Annotated in this window: 17 protein-coding genes and 1 pseudogene; 6 read left to right on the forward strand and 12 right to left on the reverse strand. The window is 37.7% G+C overall.

Features of this window, described 5'->3' with window-relative positions; translation table 11 throughout:
* Window positions 1-13: 13 nt before the first annotated feature.
* The gene (trxA, locus tag EHLA_RS13040) at window positions 14-334 is read right to left on the reverse strand and encodes a thioredoxin (RefSeq protein WP_096241101.1); all 321 of its coding nucleotides are present in this window, start codon (window positions 332-334) and stop codon (window positions 14-16) included.
* Between the two features lie 386 nt (window positions 335-720).
* Between trxA and EHLA_RS13045 the strand changes: the two genes are divergently transcribed.
* Both EHLA_RS13045 and EHLA_RS13050 read left to right on the forward strand, forming a co-directional pair.
* Window positions 721-2,724 (forward strand): FAD-dependent oxidoreductase, encoded by a 2,004-nt coding sequence (locus tag EHLA_RS13045; RefSeq protein WP_096241102.1) that lies wholly within the window; start codon window positions 721-723, stop codon window positions 2,722-2,724.
* Between the two features lie 843 nt (window positions 2,725-3,567).
* Window positions 3,568-4,599 carry a DMT family transporter gene (locus EHLA_RS13050; protein ID WP_096241103.1) on the forward strand — a complete coding sequence of 344 codons (1,032 nt, stop codon included), beginning with the start codon at window positions 3,568-3,570 and terminating at the stop codon, window positions 4,597-4,599.
* Window positions 4,600-5,254: 655 nt separating this feature from the next.
* Here the strand turns inward: EHLA_RS13050 and EHLA_RS13055 are convergent.
* The 8 genes from EHLA_RS13055 to rpmG all read right to left on the reverse strand — a co-directional run bounded on the left by EHLA_RS13055 (window position 5,255) and on the right by rpmG (window position 10,945).
* Window positions 5,255-6,829: an LTA synthase family protein gene (locus EHLA_RS13055; protein ID WP_096241104.1), complete on the reverse strand. Its 1,575-nt coding sequence runs from the start codon at window positions 6,827-6,829 to the stop codon at window positions 5,255-5,257.
* A complete protein-coding gene (locus EHLA_RS13060) occupies window positions 6,820-7,557 on the reverse strand; it encodes a hypothetical protein (protein ID WP_096241105.1) in 738 nt (245 codons plus the stop codon). Before EHLA_RS13060 ends, EHLA_RS13055 begins: the two co-directional genes overlap by 10 nt.
* Before the next feature lie 41 nt (window positions 7,558-7,598).
* Window positions 7,599-8,423 carry an N-acetylmuramoyl-L-alanine amidase family protein gene (locus EHLA_RS13065; RefSeq protein ID WP_096241106.1) on the reverse strand — a complete coding sequence of 275 codons (825 nt, stop codon included), beginning with the start codon at window positions 8,421-8,423 and terminating at the stop codon, window positions 7,599-7,601.
* A 349-nt stretch (window positions 8,424-8,772) separates the two neighbouring features.
* The gene (gene rplA, locus EHLA_RS13070; RefSeq protein WP_021906549.1) at window positions 8,773-9,462 is read right to left on the reverse strand and encodes a 50S ribosomal protein L1; all 690 of its coding nucleotides are present in this window, start codon (window positions 9,460-9,462) and stop codon (window positions 8,773-8,775) included.
* A gap of 67 nt (window positions 9,463-9,529) precedes the next feature.
* Window positions 9,530-9,955, reverse strand: a complete 426-nt coding sequence (rplK, locus tag EHLA_RS13075) for a 50S ribosomal protein L11 (RefSeq protein ID WP_005345699.1) — start codon at window positions 9,953-9,955, stop codon at window positions 9,530-9,532.
* Between the two features lie 69 nt (window positions 9,956-10,024).
* A complete protein-coding gene (nusG, locus tag EHLA_RS13080) occupies window positions 10,025-10,549 on the reverse strand; it encodes a transcription termination/antitermination protein NusG (protein WP_021906548.1) in 525 nt (174 codons plus the stop codon).
* A gap of 21 nt (window positions 10,550-10,570) precedes the next feature.
* Window positions 10,571-10,768 carry a preprotein translocase subunit SecE gene (secE, locus tag EHLA_RS13085; RefSeq protein WP_005345690.1) on the reverse strand — a complete coding sequence of 66 codons (198 nt, stop codon included), beginning with the start codon at window positions 10,766-10,768 and terminating at the stop codon, window positions 10,571-10,573.
* 27 nt (window positions 10,769-10,795) lie between these two features.
* Window positions 10,796-10,945: a 50S ribosomal protein L33 gene (rpmG, locus tag EHLA_RS13090; RefSeq protein ID WP_005345689.1), complete on the reverse strand. Its 150-nt coding sequence runs from the start codon at window positions 10,943-10,945 to the stop codon at window positions 10,796-10,798.
* A 542-nt stretch (window positions 10,946-11,487) separates the two neighbouring features.
* Here rpmG and EHLA_RS13095 point away from each other — a divergent pair.
* From EHLA_RS13095 to EHLA_RS16145, 3 genes and pseudogenes are all read left to right on the forward strand, one after another.
* Window positions 11,488-11,928, forward strand: coding sequence for a dUTP diphosphatase (locus tag EHLA_RS13095; protein WP_096241107.1), 441 nt, complete (start codon window positions 11,488-11,490; stop codon window positions 11,926-11,928).
* A 73-nt stretch (window positions 11,929-12,001) separates the two neighbouring features.
* A pseudogene (locus tag EHLA_RS17175) lies at window positions 12,002-12,232 on the forward strand (double zinc ribbon domain-containing protein); the annotation flags it as partial.
* 78 nt (window positions 12,233-12,310) lie between these two features.
* Entirely contained in the window at window positions 12,311-12,844 is a 534-nt protein-coding gene (locus EHLA_RS16145; RefSeq protein WP_123864864.1) for a ComF family protein, read from the forward strand.
* Here the strand turns inward: EHLA_RS16145 and EHLA_RS13105 are convergent, their stop codons facing one another.
* The 3 genes from EHLA_RS13105 to acpP all read right to left on the reverse strand — a co-directional run bounded on the left by EHLA_RS13105 (window position 12,845) and on the right by acpP (window position 16,654).
* Window positions 12,845-15,055, reverse strand: coding sequence for an ATP-dependent RecD-like DNA helicase (locus EHLA_RS13105; RefSeq protein WP_096241109.1), 2,211 nt, complete (start codon window positions 15,053-15,055; stop codon window positions 12,845-12,847). It lies immediately after the preceding gene.
* A gap of 10 nt (window positions 15,056-15,065) precedes the next feature.
* Window positions 15,066-16,049 carry a rod shape-determining protein gene (locus EHLA_RS13110; protein WP_021906544.1) on the reverse strand — a complete coding sequence of 328 codons (984 nt, stop codon included), beginning with the start codon at window positions 16,047-16,049 and terminating at the stop codon, window positions 15,066-15,068.
* A gap of 371 nt (window positions 16,050-16,420) precedes the next feature.
* Window positions 16,421-16,654 (reverse strand): acyl carrier protein, encoded by a 234-nt coding sequence (gene acpP / locus EHLA_RS13115; protein ID WP_021906543.1) that lies wholly within the window; start codon window positions 16,652-16,654, stop codon window positions 16,421-16,423.
* Between the two features lie 462 nt (window positions 16,655-17,116).
* Here acpP and EHLA_RS13120 point away from each other — a divergent pair, with 462 nt between their 5' ends.
* A complete protein-coding gene (locus tag EHLA_RS13120; protein WP_242970730.1) occupies window positions 17,117-17,509 on the forward strand; it encodes a Fur family transcriptional regulator in 393 nt (130 codons plus the stop codon).
* Window positions 17,510-18,300 lie beyond the last annotated feature (791 nt).

Here is an 18,300-nt window from a genome sequence, read left to right on the forward strand (position 1 = left end):
ACATTTCTACATCTTACAAATATTCTTGAATAAATGTTTCAATTTTTGCCTTAGAATCCGGTGCAACGATTGTTCCTGCTACTTCTCCGTTTTTAAAAAGAAGAAGCGTTGGAATCGTATCGATTCCATATTTTTCTGCAATTTCCGGAGCTTCATCAACATTAACCTTCGCAAAAACAAGCTTGTCCTCCTGCTGTTTTGCAATCTTATCAAAAGCTGGTGCAATTCTTCGACAATACGTACACCATGGTGCCCAGAAATCTACAAGAACCGGTTGATCTGCCTTTAAAATCTGCTCTTCAAAAATCTCTTTTGTAATATTTATTATTGCCATAAAAAATTCCTCCTAAAAATCAACTCTTGTTTTCATCGGTAGTTTCCATCGATAGTTTCCATGTATACTTTATATTTTACCGTATACTTTACATTTTACCGCAAAAGGCATAAATGTATATTTCTTATAATACCACACTTCACGAAAGTTTACTCTTGTTTTCTAATTTAATTCATTCATGTTCATCCAGAAAAAATTAACTGGAACGCGAGGCTGTATATTTAATAGATATTTTCTATTGATTCACAGTGTGTTCTCGATTGATAATCCTCCTCAATACTCAGTATAATAGAGTCATCAAATACTGTGAAAACAGTAGGTAGAACTAATCTTTTTGACTTATTTTTATACTAACAATAACAATCATTTTTTAGGAGGGTTTCATAATGAAAAACAAATATGCACATATTTTTGAGCCATTAACCGTTCGTGCAATGACAGTTAAAAACAGAATCTGTATGATGCCAATGGGAACAAACTATGGCGAGCAGAATGGTGAGATGAGTTTTCTTCATATCGATTACTACAGACAGCGTGCAAAGGGCGGCACAGGTCTTTTAATCGTCGAAAATGCAAACGTTGATTTCCCACTGGGTTCTAACGGTACTACACAGCTTCGTATCGATCACGATAACTATCTCCCACGTCTTTACAAGTTCTGTGAAGACATGCATCGTTATGGTGCAAAACTTTCTATCCAGATCAACCATGCAGGAGCTTCTGCTATGTCTTCCCGTATCGGTGGACTTCAGCCAGTATCTTCCTCTAATATTCCTTCCAAAACAGGTGGAGCTGTACCTCGCCCATTATCAAAAGATGAAATTCTTGCTATCGTAAAAAAATATGGAGAAGCTGCAAAACGTGCACAGACTGCCGGATTTGATGCTGTTGAGATCCATGCCGGACATTCTTACTTAATCAGCCAGTTCCTCTCTCCTGTATACAATGACAGAACAGATGAATTTGGTGGAAGCATCGAAAACAGAACTCGTTTCTGCCGTATGATCATCGATGAAGTAAGAAGCCAGATCGGACCTCATATGCCAATCATGTTAAGACTTTCTGCTGACGAACTTGTAGATGGCGGAAATACTTTAGAAGATACTTTAAAATATCTTGAATATTTAAATGACGAAATAGATATCTTTGATGTATCCTGTGGTCTTAACGACTCCATCCAGTACCAGATTGATGCGAACTACATGAAAGACGGCTGGAGAGCTTATATGGCGAAAGCTGTAAAAGAGAAATTTGGAAAACCAGTTATTTCTATGGGTAACTACCGCGATCCTCAGGTTGTAGAAGACACTCTTGCAAGAGGTGACTGTGACTTAATCGGTATGGGACGTGGTCTTATCGCTGAGCCTAACTGGGTTCATAAAGTAGCAAACGACCAGGAATGTATGCTTAGAAAATGTATCTCCTGTAACATCGGATGTGCCGGAAACCGTATCGGTGGAAACAGACCTATCCGTTGTACAGTTAACCCATCTGTCCTTGAAGGAGACACACATCTTGGACGTAAAGTAAACAAGAACTGTAACGTAGTTGTCATCGGTGGTGGTACTGCTGGTCTTGAGGCAGCATGTTCCGCAGCAGAAGTTGGATGTACTACATTCCTTCTTGAGAAAAAAGATGTTCTCGGTGGACTTGCTACAGAAATCTCCAAGATTCCTGCAAAACACCGTTTAAATGATTTCCCTGTATACCTTCAGAGACGCGCTGCCGCTCTTGATAATCTTTACATTTTCAAGAACACAGAAGCTACTCTTGAAGTAATCGAGAAATTCAACCCACACATCATCATCTGTGCTACTGGTTCTGCTCCTCTTCTCCCACCTATCGCAGGACTTCATGAGAACATTGATAAAGAAGGTGGAAAAGTTGAATCTATCTTAAGCATGATCAAACATGTACCTGATTACCCAGAAGATATGACAGGCCAGAAGGTTGTTGTAATCGGTGGTGGTGCTGTAGGTCTTGACGTAGTAGAATTCTTCGCTCCAAGAGGTGCTGAAGTATCTATCGTTGAAATGATGCCAGCAATCGGACGTGATCTTGATCCTGTAACAAAGAACGATACAAAATGTATGATGGAAAAATACAATGTAAACCAGCTTACAAGCACAGCTCTTCAGGAAGTAAAAGAAGACTGCTTCGTTGTTAAGAGTCCGGAAGGTGAAGTTTACGAGCTTCCATTCGATCATGGATTTGTATGTCTTGGTATGAGAGCACAGAGCAAAGTTTACGAAGAAGTATCCAAAGCTTATAAAGACACTAACGTTCGTGTTGAAAATATCGGTGACAGTGTAAGAGCAAGACGTATCATTGACGGTACATTCGAAGGACGTAATATCATCTTTACCTTAGAACAAAAAGGATTTTTATAAAATACTAATTTGAGAGACTAAAGAAACGAAAACCAGAAATTTAATAGAAAAGAAAATGTGAAGATAGTCGCGGCGTAGAAAATGCCTGACCGGCATTTTTACTGGCTCCGACATCACATTTTCTTTTCTATATAAATTTCTGGTTTTCTGTTTTTTGGCTCCAGAAGGAAATTAGTATTTTGGTCTGAGGAAAATAAGGGGATTGTCCAGAAGTTTATGGTTTGTATTTGGAGTGAAAATCTACAGAAGGAGTATACTATCTGCTGAATTGCATTTAAATTTTATGAAAGAGAAGATAACAATTCTTTTTTTCTTTATCGTAGTTCGCTTATAATTCAGTAATACACAACAATTCAAATGTCAATCCTTTAGAATTTAATTTCTTGGAAAGTTGTAGTCTTCTGGCACATTCCATGTTGTTAAACCGTAGATTTAGATAGTCAGAAAAAAGAAATAATACCATATCCCAGATGCGGCTTCGGAGCGTGTTTAAGATACGAATAAGCATCTTAAACACAGCGACTACAGAGCAGATGGGATATGGTATTATTTCTTTTTTCGTCTATATTAAATCTACAAATTAGTATTTAATTTTTTTAGACAGACAAAATATAAAAATTGTTGTATAATGAACACAGCTTATGACAGGCGATGAATTTATGCATATCAGTTTACTCATTATACTATCATCCTGTGCTTGTGTTCAAATATCGCAGGTGGTTTTCGCAGAAAAGGAAGTGGCATGGTGGCAAACAAAGCATAAAGGAGTGATGTTTTTGAAATTAAAAAATAAGTTAAAACAATCATGATATAATCTATACTATGTCAAAGGAGTGACCCGATATGACAGAAAAGAAACTACAACCCATATTTTTTGCAGTATTAGCAGCAGTATTCTATGCAGTAAATGTACCTTTTTCTAAGCACTTACTTCAAGATGTTCCACCTACTTTCATGGCATCATTTTTGTATTTTGGGGCTGGAATCGGTGTTGGCATTATGTATTTATTTCATTGGAACAACGAACAGAAGGAGGAACGACTCACAAAAGACAACCTGCCTTATACCATCGGTATGGTAGTTCTAGATATTTTTGCTCCTATCTTTTTAATGCTCGGAGTTAGTATCGGTTCTTCTGCTAATGCTTCTTTGCTCGGTAATTTTGAAATCGTCGCAACAACATTGATTGCGTTATTAATTTTTAAAGAAACCGTATCTAAAAGGCTCTGGATTGCCATTTTGTTTATCACAATTTCCAGTATCATTCTTTCCTTTGAGGGCAGTGGAAGTTTTCATTTTTCCCTTGGCTCTCTTTTTGTTCTCCTCGCCACCATATGCTGGGGCATGGAGAATAACTGCACAAGAAAGATTTCCGAAAAAAGCACTTATCAGATTGTTACAATAAAGGGACTTTGCTGTGGTCTTGGCTCCTTTGTCGTCGCATCTGTCGTTGGAGAATCTTTACCTTCTGTAAAATACATCATTCTTGCCATGCTCTTAGGATTTGTTGCCTATGGATTAAGTATCTTTTTATACATCCGGGCACAAAGAGATTTGGGAGCTGCCAAGACAAGCGCTTACTATGCCGTTGCTCCTTTTATTGGAACATTTCTCGCTTTTGTTATTAATGGGGAACAACTTTCTGTTGCTTATCTTGTTGGTCTGTTCTTTATGATTATCGGTACACTTTTTGTCGTAGCAGATACTCTAGTGAAAAATCACTCCCATCTGCACACACATTTAATCACACATACACACGATGGTTCAACACATACCCATGTGATTATGCATAAACATGGGCATGAGCATTTTTGTTCGTCTGATATACATAGACATCACCATCATAATCTTTTAATGAAAGAACATATACATTAAATTAACTTGTTATGCTAGATAAATATAACTTTTATACAATCGAGTAAGAAAGTATCCCTTTCTGAAGATATTCATTCTAATAAAAACCATAGCCTTCTGGGCACTCTCACCAACTGTAGATTTAGAATAATCAGAAAAAAGAAATACTGCCATATCCCATCTGCTCTATAGTCGCTGTGTTTAAAATGCTCGTTCGCATCTTAAACACGCTCCGAAGCCGCATCTGGGATATGGCAGTATTTCTTTTTTCTGTCTAATCTAAATCTACAGTTTGGCAACATGGAATGAACCAGAAGACTACAACTTTCCGAGAAATTAAATTCTAAAGGGTTGACATTCAAATTGTTGTGTATTACTGAATTGCCAAAAAATTATGGAAAAGAGAAAAAACTTTTTATAAGTATTGTGTTTTATGACTTTAAGCTATAGGATTCTAACCATAGACTTCTGGACAATCCCCTCTTCCTCAAATCCAAATACTAATTTCCTTCTGGAGCCAAACAGCAGAAAAGCAGAAATTTCATATACAATACAATGTGATGTCGGAGCCAGTAAAAATGCCGAACAGGCATTTTCTACGAAGCGACTATCTTCACATTGTATTGTATATGAAATTTCTGCTTTTCGTCTCTTTAGTCCATTAAATTAGTATTTTTTAATAGAATTTGTTGTATTTTTTATCGTTTTTTTTGAGTTCTTTGTTTATATAGTTTCCACCCATTTTTTCTCGTAATGTTTCTTTTCCTGAGAAAAGGTTCGTTCCTAATCCAAGTCGGTCTCCATCGATTTTTGCTCCGAGTGCTGCCATTGTTGTTGGGAACATATCCATTGTTGTAAAACGACGGTTCTGTGTTGCGGCTTCTTTGTAAGCACACTGCGGATTAATGATCGTATTATATACTGTTCTGATATAGCTTCCGCTTAACGGTTTCCAAAATTGTGAACCGGTATCTACCATAGATGTATGGTCTCCAACGATAACAATCGTTGTATTCTCGTAAAAATCCTGTTGTTTTATCCAGTTTATAAAATCATATACCTGCTTATCTGCACAAGCTACTGCATTTCCATAGGTTGTATTATATTTATTATCGCAGAGACTGCATATAAAGCCTGTTGGGAAGTGGGTATCTACCGTAAGCATTGTAAGATTAAATGGTTTGTTCTCTGAAGAGAGTTTTTTTAATTGTTTTTTTGCTCTTTCGTAAAGTATTTTATCTTCATGTCCCCAGTAGACTTTATAATCTTTTGGGATATCTCCTTCTTTAATCGCAGCATTATAATCTTCTATTTTGTAGTTTTTATGTGTTTTAAAGTAGGCATCTCTCCCTGCGAAATCACCATCACTTCCACACAAAAATACCTGCTGATATCCTTCTTTATCTAAATAATCACCCAATGCTGTGAGATTGGGCAAAAATGTATCAGATACTGTTCCGGCATTTTTTACTTTTAAATTAATTGCTGATGTTTGTGCAACAAGTCCACCGGCTGTATATGCTGTTCCTTCTAAGCATACAGGACCTCCCATTTTTTTATCTGCCTTATCAGAAAATTGTACATTTTCTTTAGCAAGCTTTGTCAAGTTAGGGATATAATTCACGTCCATCGTGCCGCCTTCCGCTTTATCTGCGTAGCTGCTCTCCATTGATTCCATAAAAATATAGATTAAATTATTCTTTTTGTCTGGAAATGTAACGGTAGTATTATCCGGATCTACATAGTAATCTTCATAAAATGTAGACACTTCTCTTGAATTTCTTAAGTATTCCCACATACCGATTTCGCTTCCCTGCACATGGATTGTATGCAAAAGAATTACTGCCACACAAAGTTCTATTATAATTTTACTCCATCTTGGAATTTTTTTCTGTGAAAATATTTTTAATGTATAAAGTTCTCTTTTGAAAAATATATAACATAATATAACCATTACAGTTAAAATAACTGGCGGTAACACTGCAGTCTGTATAATGCTATGTATAATTCCACTGTCCGTTCCTTTAATTGGACTGGTTAATTGCAGTAATATCGTCGAAAATGCAACATCTCCGCAAGTAACTTTTACCCATTCCACTAAATACTTTACTAATAATTCGAGAAATATTCCTAATGGCACACATAAAGTAAATGGAAATGCAAGGATTTTAATTATAATATTTGACTCTAATTTTTGTCGTTCTTTTAAACTGGCAAACAGGAAAAAGCAGCAAGGTAATGCTATAAACATGCTATAAACATGCTATAATAGACAAGAAAATCTCTTTCTTTTTCTTTAAGACGTTCCTGGTAATTTCCATTTAATTCTATTGATCCAAAGTCAAATTGTGCCCCTATCTTTTTTCCAATTATAATCTTTACTCTGCTTACATTGCTTTGTTCCACAGGCAGGATAGCCTGTGTTGCTCCCTTTTGTGCCTTGAAATTTACTTTCTTTTCTTTGGAAAAGTCTTCGTCTTTCCTATTTGTATACATTACTTTTATTGCTATATTTTGTTCAATTGGTTTGGAAAAATGTATTACAACATTCTTTAGAACATCCTCATTAATTTCTTTAATAATATTAGGATTTGGCTCTTTTACTGTAAAATGTCCATCTTGGATATCATATCGTGAAAATTCTGTTTCAGGTGTATCCAACGTATGTGGCTTCAATGCAGCTTCTTTAGAAATTCCGGATGCAAACCAAGAAAATACTGCTGCCAGAAGTACAATACTGACTACACCAACAATCTTCCACTTTCTTTTTTGCGCTTTACAATACAATAAAATTGTAAGCAGCAATAACGATACCATACCGGCTATCTTCATAAAAATCGGAGCGCCTTCTTTTACAAAAGGCACTCCTCCTTTTAGATATAATGATAAGCCTGTTCCCAAAAAAGCGGTTATTACAATCGCTATGTAATAATAAATTACCGATTTTCTCTGTCGTTTTTCTCTTTTTTCTGCTCTCATTTCTTCTCTCATTTATTATATCTACTTACCACTGAAATTCTTTATTTGAAGTACTTATCTACTCCATTAGCAATTCCCTTCGCCAGCTTCTTCTGATAGGACGCAGAGTTCAACTGACGATCCTCTGTTGAGTTCGTAAGGAATCCGCACTCAAGAATCATTGTAGGAATCTTAGCCCAGTTAATTGTTGTGTAATAGTCCGAACGAATCGTTCCATGGCTTCTCTTATTCACTGCCTTTGCAACAGAGGATAAAAGACAGCTGCCTAACTTGCGGGAACTATTAAAAATCTTCTTGCCAACGTAACGGGAACTACCTGGCACACATACTAATGGTCCCTGTGCGCTTGCTCCTGATGCGTTACAGTGTATACAAATATGAATGTCTGCACCACTTGCATTGGCTTTCTTCGTTCTCTGCTGATTAGACAGTGGACAGTTATTGGTTGTTCTGAGCATGATTACTTTATAACCGCGTTTCTCTAATTCTTTTTTCGCCGCTTTCGCGATTGCAAGATTCGTCTTATATTCTGGAATATGTGTACGTACACCTGCTGTACCGGATGTCAGCTTTGCCTTTCTTCTAGATGGGCCCGGTGCAAGTCTTTCTGTAGAAGAAATTCCTCTCTGTTGGTGTCCCGCTGCTATAAATACCGTTCTCTGCTTCTTTGCTTTTTTGGTCTTCTTTGTTTTTTTCTTCGTTTTTTTCTTTGTTATCTTTTTGTCCGTTTTCTTTGCTGTCTGCTTTGCAGTGGTTGCTACTGTCGTAGCCTTAGCTGATACCTTTATTGTACTTACCGGTATCATTGTAAGAACTAACAATACTGCTAAAAGCAAACTGAAATGTCTTTTTAAATGACTTTTCATACTTTTTCCTCCTTTTTCATCAAGAATCTTAATGTATCAGCACAAAATCACATCTGCTACATTTCTTTTTTATTATACACTGACTGCTGGACTTCGTCCATATATTCATTTCTTAATTTACAGTCAACTTTATTTTTTAATAAGACCTCAAAACTCTTGCATTCTTGCCGAGAAATGTGTAAGTCTTATAATATCTGATATAAAAAAAGGCAGCAGACTTCCATCTATCTAAAAGATAAACAGAAATCTGCTGCCTTTTCCTCACATCTAATTGATGCAACAGCTTTACCGTCTACATAGGGCAATTCGTAAATTACACTATAGACAAGTGAAAGAAGTGTATCTGTAATTAGAAACGAGCTGGGTTCAGCTTAACTCCAGGACCCATTGTAGAAGTAAGTGTAGCACTTCTGATGTACTGTCCCTTAGCTGCAGCTGGTTTTGCCTTAATGATGGCATCTATTAATGTCTGGAAGTTTTCGTTTAACTGCTCCTCTGTGAAAGAAGCTTTTCCGATTGGCACGTGAATGATGTTTGTCTTATCAAGTCTGTACTCGATCTTACCAGCTTTTAAGTCCTGAACAGCTTTAGCAACGTCCATTGTTACTGTTCCAGCCTTAGGGTTAGGCATTAAACCTTTTGGTCCAAGTACACGACCAAGACGACCAACAACGCTCATCATGTTAGGTGTTGCAACAACTTTATCGAATTCAAACCATCCTTCGTTCTGGATCTTTGGAATAAGTTCCTCAGCTCCTACGAATTCTGCTCCTGCTGCTACAGCTTCTTCAGCCTTATCACCTTTTGCGAATACGAGAACACGTACTTTTTTACCTGTACCGTTAGGTAAAACTACTGCTCCACGAATCTGCTGATCTGCGTGACGTCCGTCAAGACCCATTTTGAAATGAGCTTCGATAGTTTCATCAAATTTTGCACTGGCAGCTTTTTTTACGATGGCTACTGCTTCCGGTGCGTCGTATAAGTTCGTTTTATCTCTGAGCTTTGCAGCTTCCTGATATCTTTTTCCTCTTTTCATTCTAAATAACCTCCTGTGGTATTATCGGGAGCGACCCTCCCACTTCGTTGTATCTAATCAATTCCGATTAATCTTCTACAGTAATGCCCATACTTCTGGCAGTACCAGCGATCATGCTCATTGCTGCTTCGATGCTCGCTGCGTTTAAATCAGGCATCTTCATCTCTGCAATTTCTTTTACTTTATCTTTAGAAATTGAAGCAACCTTTGTCTTGTTAGGAACGCCTGATCCGGATTTGATGTTACAGTATTTCTTTAATAATACTGCTGCCGGTGGTGTTTTAGTAATAAAACTGAATGTTCTGTCCTGGTATACTGTAATAACTACAGGAATGATCAAATCGCCTTTATCTGCTGTTCTGGCGTTGAATTCCTTTGTAAACTGGACGATATTCACACCGTGCTGACCTAAAGCAGGACCTACAGGTGGTGCTGGAGTTGCCTTTCCTGCTGGAATCTGTAATTTAATATAACCTGTGACTTTCTTTGCCATGATAGCTATCCTCCTATTGTGGTAATTGCGGGAATCTCCCTCCCACTTGTCTGCTCTTTACAGAGCGTCTTATAATTTCTTAACATCTACAAATTCAATCTCTACAGAAGTCTCACGACCAAACATATCTACTTCGATGGTAACAGTCTGTTTATTCATGTTAATTGCCGTTACAGTGCTTACTCTTCCTTCCCAGGCGCCTGAAGTTACTTCCACTAAATCGCCTACTTCGATGTCAATCTCTACTTCACTGTTACTGTTAGCAACAATACCAAGATTTCTCATCTCTGCTTCGGAAAGTGGTACCGGATCGGATCCCGGTCCAACAAAGCCTGTTACACCTCTGGTGTTACGAACAACATACCATGTATCGTCGTTCATGACCATGTTAACTAACACATAGCCAGGGAACATTTTCTTAGATACGTTCTTTTTGACTCCACCCTTCATCTCGACTACGTCCTGAAGAGGGACTCTTACTTCAAATATCTGATCCTGAAGCTTTCTGTTTTCAATTGTCTTTTCAATATTAGCCTTCACCTTGTTCTCGTAGCCTGAGTAAGTATGGACCACATACCAGTTTAATTCTGACATATATTCACCTTTACCTTTATACTAGACCAGAAAATTAATTCCATACTGGAGAACCATATCCAGGGTTGCAATGATGACACCCAGGACAACGGATACAACCGTTACTGTAATTGTCTCTCTGATAAGCGTTTTTCTGTCAGGCCAGCTGATATTTTTAAATTCGGCTTTAAGGCCCTGAAACCAGCTTGTTTTCTCTGTTTTCTTTGCTTCGTCGCTCATCTTATCACTCCTTAAAAACCGGTCCGACTATTTTGTTTCTTTATGAACAGTATGCTTTCTACAGAATCTGCAATACTTTCTTGTTTCTAATCTTTCAGGATGATTTTTCTTTTCCTTTGTAGTATTGTAGTTACGCTGTTTACATTCTGTACATGCCAATGTGATTCTCACGCGCACAACTTCCACCTCCAATTTTGTTAAACGTAGGGTTTATTCTCATAAACCAATTTTAGGCATAAAAAAAAGACCTATTCCATCGCCACATTAATATAGCATACCCAAAGTACGTTCGTCAATGCTTTTTTCGCACAAAATCCAAAAAAAGTATTTTAAGTTTATGTACGAATTTATATATTTTTTCTCTTTCCCCCATTGTGCATAAGTTATCCACAAAATCCACACTCTCTTGTGGATAAAGTGGACAACTCACTTTTTATGTTGCTCAGAGCAAATATTTTCGCTCTTTTTTATAATCGGTCTTATTTTCTTAAAATGTGGATAAAATCTTGATAACTCTCAAGATACAAATAAATCTCTCAATACCTATTTTATGGCGTTATTTTCAGATAATTTACGTATCATTTTTAACCAATATATGGAAAATTTGTCGTTGACAAGAAACGAATGTTCGTGTATGATAATTGCATAGGGAGAACTATATAAAGTAAATATAAAAGTTAAGATAATTAAGATAATTAAGACAAGAAAGGATTTTACTTATGAACAAACAGACCATCCGTATTAAATATTTTACTGATAAGATTGAGAAACTTACTTATATTGATGGGAAGTCCGACTGGATCGACCTTCGTGCTGCTGATAATCTTTGTCTGAAGAAGGGAGATTTTGCTCTTGTTCCACTTGGAATCGCCATGGAACTTCCACAGGGCTACGAAGCCCATGTTGTTCCGAGAAGTTCCACTTTTAAGAACTTTGGTATTATTCAGACGAATCATATGGGTGTTATTGATGAATCCTACTGTGGAGATAACGACCAATGGTTTATGCCTGTTCTGGCTGTTCGCGATACAGAGATTCATGTGAATGACCGCATTTGCCAGTTTCGTATCATGGAACACCAGCCTACAATTTCTTTTGAAGAATGTGACAGATTAGATGGTTCAGACCGCGGTGGTTTTGGCAGCACCGGCCGGGCATAACGCAATATCTTAGATCTATCATTTATATTATATTATTATGAAGAGTTTTCGTTGTTTTCTTTCTTTTTTACAAATGATAAAGCAGCATTGCTCTTCTGTGTACTTTAAGTTACAGCGAGTGAAGTTACCTATAGCACTCCGGTTATTATCCGCACTTTTTCCAAGACATTGCCCTGTATGTGCTAAACCGGTGCCATACGGAACTCTGATCCATGCGGAATGTCAGACTGTACTGCCTTTTATCTTTGGTCCTACCTGTCTGCGCTGCGGCAAACCGGTTTCTTCTTCTGCGCAAGAATACTGCTACGACTGTCGTACTTTTCCAAAAAGTTTTCAAAAAGGGCTGTCTCTTTTTCTATATAATAAAGAAACGCGTCCTATTATGAGTGCGTTTAAGTACCATAATAATCGAAGACTTGCTGATTTTTTTATTTGGGAACTTTTCTTTCAGCAGTATTCTCAGAATTATTTTCACATTTATTCCAAAAGGTATTCTCACAGCCATTCCAGAATTTATGCAGCAATAGAAAGTCTGGGGATTGACGCAGTCATACCTGTTCCTATTCATAAAAATAAATACAAAAAGAGAGGTTATAATCAGGCTGAACTACTTAGCCGCAGAATTGCTCTGATATTTAACCTCTCTCATTATCCTGATATGCTGATTCGCTCTGTGGATACACTCCCACAAAAACAGTTTACTCCACAAGCCAGGCTTAATAATCTAAAGAAAGCATTTCGCTTTAATTCACGATATGATAACCTTGTTCAAACAAACGCTTCCCTGTCTGTACTACTTGTTGATGATATTTATACAAGTGGCGCTACTATGGAAGCCTGCACCCGTATTCTTTTAAGTGCCGGCATTCCTAATGTTTGTGTTTTATCAATCTGTATCGGCATGGCAAGAGATTGATCAGATTCCATCTTTGAGACATTCATTCAATCCGGAATACCGCTTTTGTTCTGTCTCATTATGAATCATCTGTTCTACCATAGACTGTTTTCCCACGATAGCTGCACACTTTTGCGCTCTTGTAATTGCTGTATATAGAAGATTTCTGTTACAAAGAATCGGAGGACCGCTAAGAAGTGGCAGTACTACTGCTGGATATTCACTTCCCTGTGATTTATGAATTGTAATTGCATAGGCAAGTTCTAATTCATCCAGGTTTGAGTATGGATATTCTACCTCCCGGTTCTCGTCAAATACAACGGTAATCCGTTCAGAATATGTATTAATCTGCTTGATCACACCCATATCTCCATTGAATACTCCAAGTCCCTCTTCAACGGAGAAGCCTTTTGCATTCGTAATCTTCCATTCAAGCTTATAATTGTTCTTTACCTGCATTACCTTATCGCCCTCACGAAAGACTCCTGTACGTCCTTCCTTTTCTTTCTTGGATTCTGATGCAGGATTTAGATAATATTGGAGAACCTCATTCAAATGTTCCACACCAAGTTCTCCTTTACGCATTGGTGTCAGAACCTGTATTTCAAATGGAGATGTACCAATATATTCCGGCAGCTTGGTTTTTACCAGATAAATGAGCGCTCCCATTACCGAGCGGACATCTTGTTTTTCAAAAAAGAAAAAGTCTTTGTTCTTATTATTTAAGGTAATAAGCTCACCTGCATTAATTTTATGCGCATTAAGAACAATATGACTGCTCTCTGCCTGACGATATATTTTAGAAAGACGCACTACGCTAAACGCTTCCGAATCAATAATATCCTTCAAAACGTTTCCCGGTCCTACACTTGGAAGCTGATTCGAATCCCCTACGAGTATGAGCCTTGTTCCCGGAACGATTGCTTTTAGAAGAGAATACATTAAATGAATATCTACCATGGACATCTCATCAAGAATCACCACATCGGCCTCGATTGGATTCTCCTCATTTTTTTCAAAATGAGAACTACTTCCCTCCTCGATTCCACCAGAAACTTCCAAAAGTCGATGAATCGTTTTTGCCTCATATCCCGTCGCTTCCGTCATTCTCTTCGCCGCACGTCCGGTCGGTGCCGCAAGAACAATATCCATATGTTCCATTTCAAAGCAGCGAATCATAAGATTAATGGTTGTTGTCTTTCCTGTTCCCGGACCACCGGTAACTACAACAACACCTTTCGTAAGCGCTTCTTCCACTGCCTGTTTTTGTAAAAGATCAAGCTGAAAATCCATGCTTTCTTCCAGTTCACTGATCCGCTTTCCATAGGCCCCCTTTTCCATTGGAAATTCCAGATCAAGATTTAAAAGCATCCTGGAAGTATTCAGCTCCATAAAATAATAGGAACTCAAATAAACATGTTCCTCTTCATTCACAGTCCGAATCATCAGCTTTTTATCAAGAACCAGCTCCATTAGATGGTCTTCTATGAATTCTGGTGACATAGAAAGAAGCTGCCCTGCACTTCGGCACAAAACATCTTTCGGTAAATATACATGGCCGGAAAGAGAAGCCTGCTGAAGAGCATATAAAATAGCTGCACACACACGAAAATCGGAATCTGGTGCTATACCAGCCTTTGCCGCAATCGCATCCGCTGCCCGGAAACCAATTCCTGTAATATCTTCTGCCAATTTATATGGATTCGTCTTCAGGATATCATACATCTTGCTGCCATATTCCTCAAAAATACGAACCGCAAAACGACTGGTAATTCCATACTCCGATAAAAACATCATAGCATGGCGCATCTCCTGCTTTTCCTGAAACTGCACTGCAATGTCCATCGCCTTTTTCAGTGAAATCCCCTTTACTTCTGCCAAACGCTCCGGTTCACTTTCAATGATATCAAATGTATTTCCTTTAAACTTTTTAATTACTCTTGCAGCCAGCGCAGCTCCCATTCCTTTAATCGCACCAGATGCAAGATAGCGTTCCATCGCCGCCTTATCTTCCGGCTCCTTTACAGTATACGATGTCATCCGATACTGTGGGCCATGCGCCGGATGGTCTACATATTCACCTTCTGCACAGATATATTCTCCTTCATTGATATAATGAAAATTTCCCACGAGGACTTCGTCCCCGTGGGTTGTTTCAATGTCCATTACGGTATATCCATTCTCCTCATTATGAAAGCGAATATGACTTACATATCCTTCCAGATGAGCCATTTAAAATCTCCTACTTTGTACCAAGATACTCAATGTACTGGCCGGTACCAATCGCAACTGCTGTCATTGGGTCATCGGCTGTCATTGTTGTAATTCCTGTCTTCTCTTCAATCAACTGTTCTAATCCCTGTAACATACTTCCACCACCGGTCAGTACGATTCCACGATCAGAAATATCTGCTGCTAATTCAGGTGGAGTTCTCTCTAATACACTATGAACTGCTTCTACAATCTGTGCTGTCGCTTCACGAAGTGCCTCTCTTGTTTCTTCGGAAGTTACGGTAACTGTCTTAGGAAGACCTGTTACAAGGTTACGTCCTCTCACTTCCATAGAAGATTCTTCTGCACGTGCATATGCACTTCCTACCTGAATCTTAATATCTTCTGCTGTACGGTCACCGATCAACAGATTATGCTTCTTTCTCATATAACGAACGATTGCCTCGTCAAAATCATCACCGGCAACCTTAATCGATGTACTTACTACGGTACCTCCAAGAGAAATAACCGCAATATCAGAAGTACCACCACCGATATCTACAATCATATTACCGCATGGCTTCGCAATATCGATACCAGCTCCGATTGCTGCTGCTACCGGCTCCTCGATAATCTTTACATCTCTTGCTCCTGCTGCATATGTTGCATCTTCTACTGCCTTCTTCTCTACTTCTGTTACTCCACTAGGAACACAAACAGAAATTCTTGGCTTTCTTCCAAATAAACTCTTGCCCACTGACTTATGAACAAAATACTTAAGCATCTTCTCTGTAACGGAGTAATCACTGATTACACCCTGTCTTAAAGGACGAACCGCCACAATATTACCAGGAGTACGTCCAATCATCAGACGCGCCTCTTCACCGATTGCCTTAATCTTTCTCGTATCTACATCAAAAGCAACCACTGAAGGCTCTTTTAATACGACACCCTTCCCCTTTACATATACTAAAATACTCGCAGTACCTAAATCAATTCCAATATCCGTAGCCATTAGGAATCTCCTTTCCTTATAAACTCCATGTCTTTTATCCATAAATACTGATTAAATAATCACTCTAAATAACCAATATCAAAATCGTATCCCGGTGTACTATTCAAAATGCTGACACACCCGATATTATTATAAACGAAATAAATCGAATTTCCAATAGTTTTTTATCACTAAGCGCATACTGACTTAGTTTCGTAAGATTTTACAATTCATTCCGCAACTCATTTGACAAATCATTACAAATTTATAACATAACCGTTCTCATAACTATTCTTACGTGAAAAAAGGTACTGAGGATTATCTGTCCACTCCCCAATACCTGTTCATCAGCCCTTCCCATAGCAGGGCAGGATCAGCATCAATCACGCTGCTTATTCGTCAATTCCCTTCTCTCTTAAGTACTCAATAACATCTCCAACTGTTTCGATGTCAGCAAGTTCTTCAGCAGGAATCTCTGTATCATACTCCTCTTCCAGCGCCATAGTAAGCTCAAATAAATCAAGAGAATCCGCACCTAAATCTTCCTTAAAAGAAGTATCCAGTGTAATCTCATCTTCTTCGACACCTAACTGCTCCGCAATAATCTCTTTCATCTTTTCTAACATAAGAAAAAATCTCCTTTTTATAAAATGTGTTAATAATGTTCAAAATCATTCAACTTCAGATCACACAAATGATCCGTCCACAAGTTACGTAGCAGCAACGCCGCTATCTTTAAAACTTCAAAGCCACTTCCCTTAAAAACAGTACAAAATGACCTTTTGACTCTAGTATCATACTATTCCCACATTTCTTTGTCAATATTTTTTAAAGGTTATCTTTTGTGAATTATATCCCCGCTTTTATGAACCTTCTTAATTCTTCTTGACATAAGAAAAAAAATACAATATTATAAAAATAGTAACTCTTATTGTTATCATTTGATACAAATTATATTGACTATTCAAAATTACAGAAACAGCGTTAACTACGAAGTAATTCGTAATATTAAGTCGGGAGCAAAACACCTTTTGACCCTGACATCAGTTTATAAAAATATGAACTCTATTTATGAAAGGAGAATAAATATGAGCGCGCCGATGAAGAACAGCCGTCAAAGAAATGCCATATTAGAATGTGTCATGAGTCATCATGATCACCCTACCGCCGACATTATTTATCAGGAACTGCGCGAAAGCTTTCCTAATATTAGTCTTGGAACTGTATACCGTAACCTTTCCTTATTAACTTCTTTAGGAAAAATCATGAAGATCACCTGCGAGAATCATGCTGATCATTTCGATGGCCAGACAATTCCTCATGCACATTTTCAATGTAAATCCTGTGGATGTCTTCAGGATATTCCATTCAAACCTTCTGTTCATCCACAAGAAGACATTGGTGAAGGCTTCGATGGAATCATTTCTGACTATACCATTACCTTCCGAGGATATTGTGCAGCTTGTGCTCAAAAATCGTAATTTGTAGATTTCGTGTAGACGAAAAAAGAAAAAAATAATACACCCCATCTGCTCTGTAGTCGCTGTATTTAAGATGCTCGTTCGCATCTTAAACACGCTCCGAAGCCGCATCTGGGATGTATTATTTTTTTCTTTTTTCTGGCTATTCTAAATCTACAGTTGGTGAGAATGGGGATTCTCCAAAAGTCTACGCTTTTTATTCAGATGGAAACTTCCAGAAGAAATGTGTCAATCCCTTAGGCTTCAATTTCCCGAGAATCTATAACCTTCTAGAGAATTTTTCGCTAGTTAACTCTCATAATCTTCTGGCGAATCCCCTTCTTTTTCCAACAGAAATTACTAATTTGCTATTTGTTATCAAAACAAATAGCTGCTGAAACAAAATTTTATGCTGAATTGCAAAAAACTATGATAAAGAAAAAAGAATTGTTATAAGTATTGCATTTTGTGACTTTGCGCTAAATGCTTATTTTTCCTCAAAAGAAAATAGCAGGGGATACAACAGAAGAAATAGAACTCCTTATATAAATGTCAGTTTCTCGAAATTTAAGTTCCTGGAAAGTTATACTCTTCTGGAGAATCCCCATTCTCACCGATTGTGGATTTAGATAGTCAGAAAAAAGAACGAATACCCTATCCCATATGCGGCTTCGGAGTGTGTTTAAGATGCAAACAAGCATTTTAAACACAGCGACTACAGAGCAAATGGGATAGGGTATTCGTTCTTTTTTCGTCTATACGAAATCTACACATAAATATTTTTTTAATTTTTTTGTTGACAAATTTTCATC

The organism is Anaerobutyricum hallii (assembly GCF_900209925.1).
In the GTDB taxonomy this organism is placed as follows: Bacteria; Bacillota; Clostridia; order Lachnospirales; family Lachnospiraceae; genus Anaerobutyricum; species Anaerobutyricum soehngenii.

Bases quoted from the DNA above. Each gene is read 5' to 3' on its own strand.
- nusG (WP_021906548.1), bottom strand. From the start codon at position 10,549: ATGTCAGAATTAAACTGGTATGTGGTCCATACTTACTCAGGCTACGAG.
- EHLA_RS13065 (WP_096241106.1), bottom strand. From the start codon at position 8,423: ATGAAAAGTCATTTAAAAAGACATTTCAGTTTGCTTTTAGCAGTATTG.
- trxA (WP_096241101.1), bottom strand. From the start codon at position 334: ATGGCAATAATAAATATTACAAAAGAGATTTTTGAAGAGCAGATTTTA.
- EHLA_RS13120 (WP_242970730.1), top strand. From the start codon at position 17,117: ATGAGCGCGCCGATGAAGAACAGCCGTCAAAGAAATGCCATATTAGAA.
- EHLA_RS13060 (WP_096241105.1), bottom strand. From the start codon at position 7,557: ATGAGAGCAGAAAAAAGAGAAAAACGACAGAGAAAATCGGTAATTTAT.
- EHLA_RS13095 (WP_096241107.1), top strand. From the start codon at position 11,488: ATGAACAAACAGACCATCCGTATTAAATATTTTACTGATAAGATTGAG.
- EHLA_RS13045 (WP_096241102.1), top strand. From the start codon at position 721: ATGAAAAACAAATATGCACATATTTTTGAGCCATTAACCGTTCGTGCA.
- secE (WP_005345690.1), bottom strand. From the start codon at position 10,768: ATGAGCGACGAAGCAAAGAAAACAGAGAAAACAAGCTGGTTTCAGGGC.
- rplA (WP_021906549.1), bottom strand. From the start codon at position 9,462: ATGAAAAGAGGAAAAAGATATCAGGAAGCTGCAAAGCTCAGAGATAAA.
- EHLA_RS13110 (WP_021906544.1), bottom strand. From the start codon at position 16,049: ATGGCTACGGATATTGGAATTGATTTAGGTACTGCGAGTATTTTAGTA.
- EHLA_RS13105 (WP_096241109.1), bottom strand. From the start codon at position 15,055: ATGGCTCATCTGGAAGGATATGTAAGTCATATTCGCTTTCATAATGAG.
- EHLA_RS13055 (WP_096241104.1), bottom strand. From the start codon at position 6,829: ATGTTTATAGCATTACCTTGCTGCTTTTTCCTGTTTGCCAGTTTAAAA.
- rplK (WP_005345699.1), bottom strand. From the start codon at position 9,955: ATGGCAAAGAAAGTCACAGGTTATATTAAATTACAGATTCCAGCAGGA.
- acpP (WP_021906543.1), bottom strand. From the start codon at position 16,654: ATGTTAGAAAAGATGAAAGAGATTATTGCGGAGCAGTTAGGTGTCGAA.
- EHLA_RS16145 (WP_123864864.1), top strand. From the start codon at position 12,311: ATGAGTGCGTTTAAGTACCATAATAATCGAAGACTTGCTGATTTTTTT.
- EHLA_RS13050 (WP_096241103.1), top strand. From the start codon at position 3,568: ATGACAGAAAAGAAACTACAACCCATATTTTTTGCAGTATTAGCAGCA.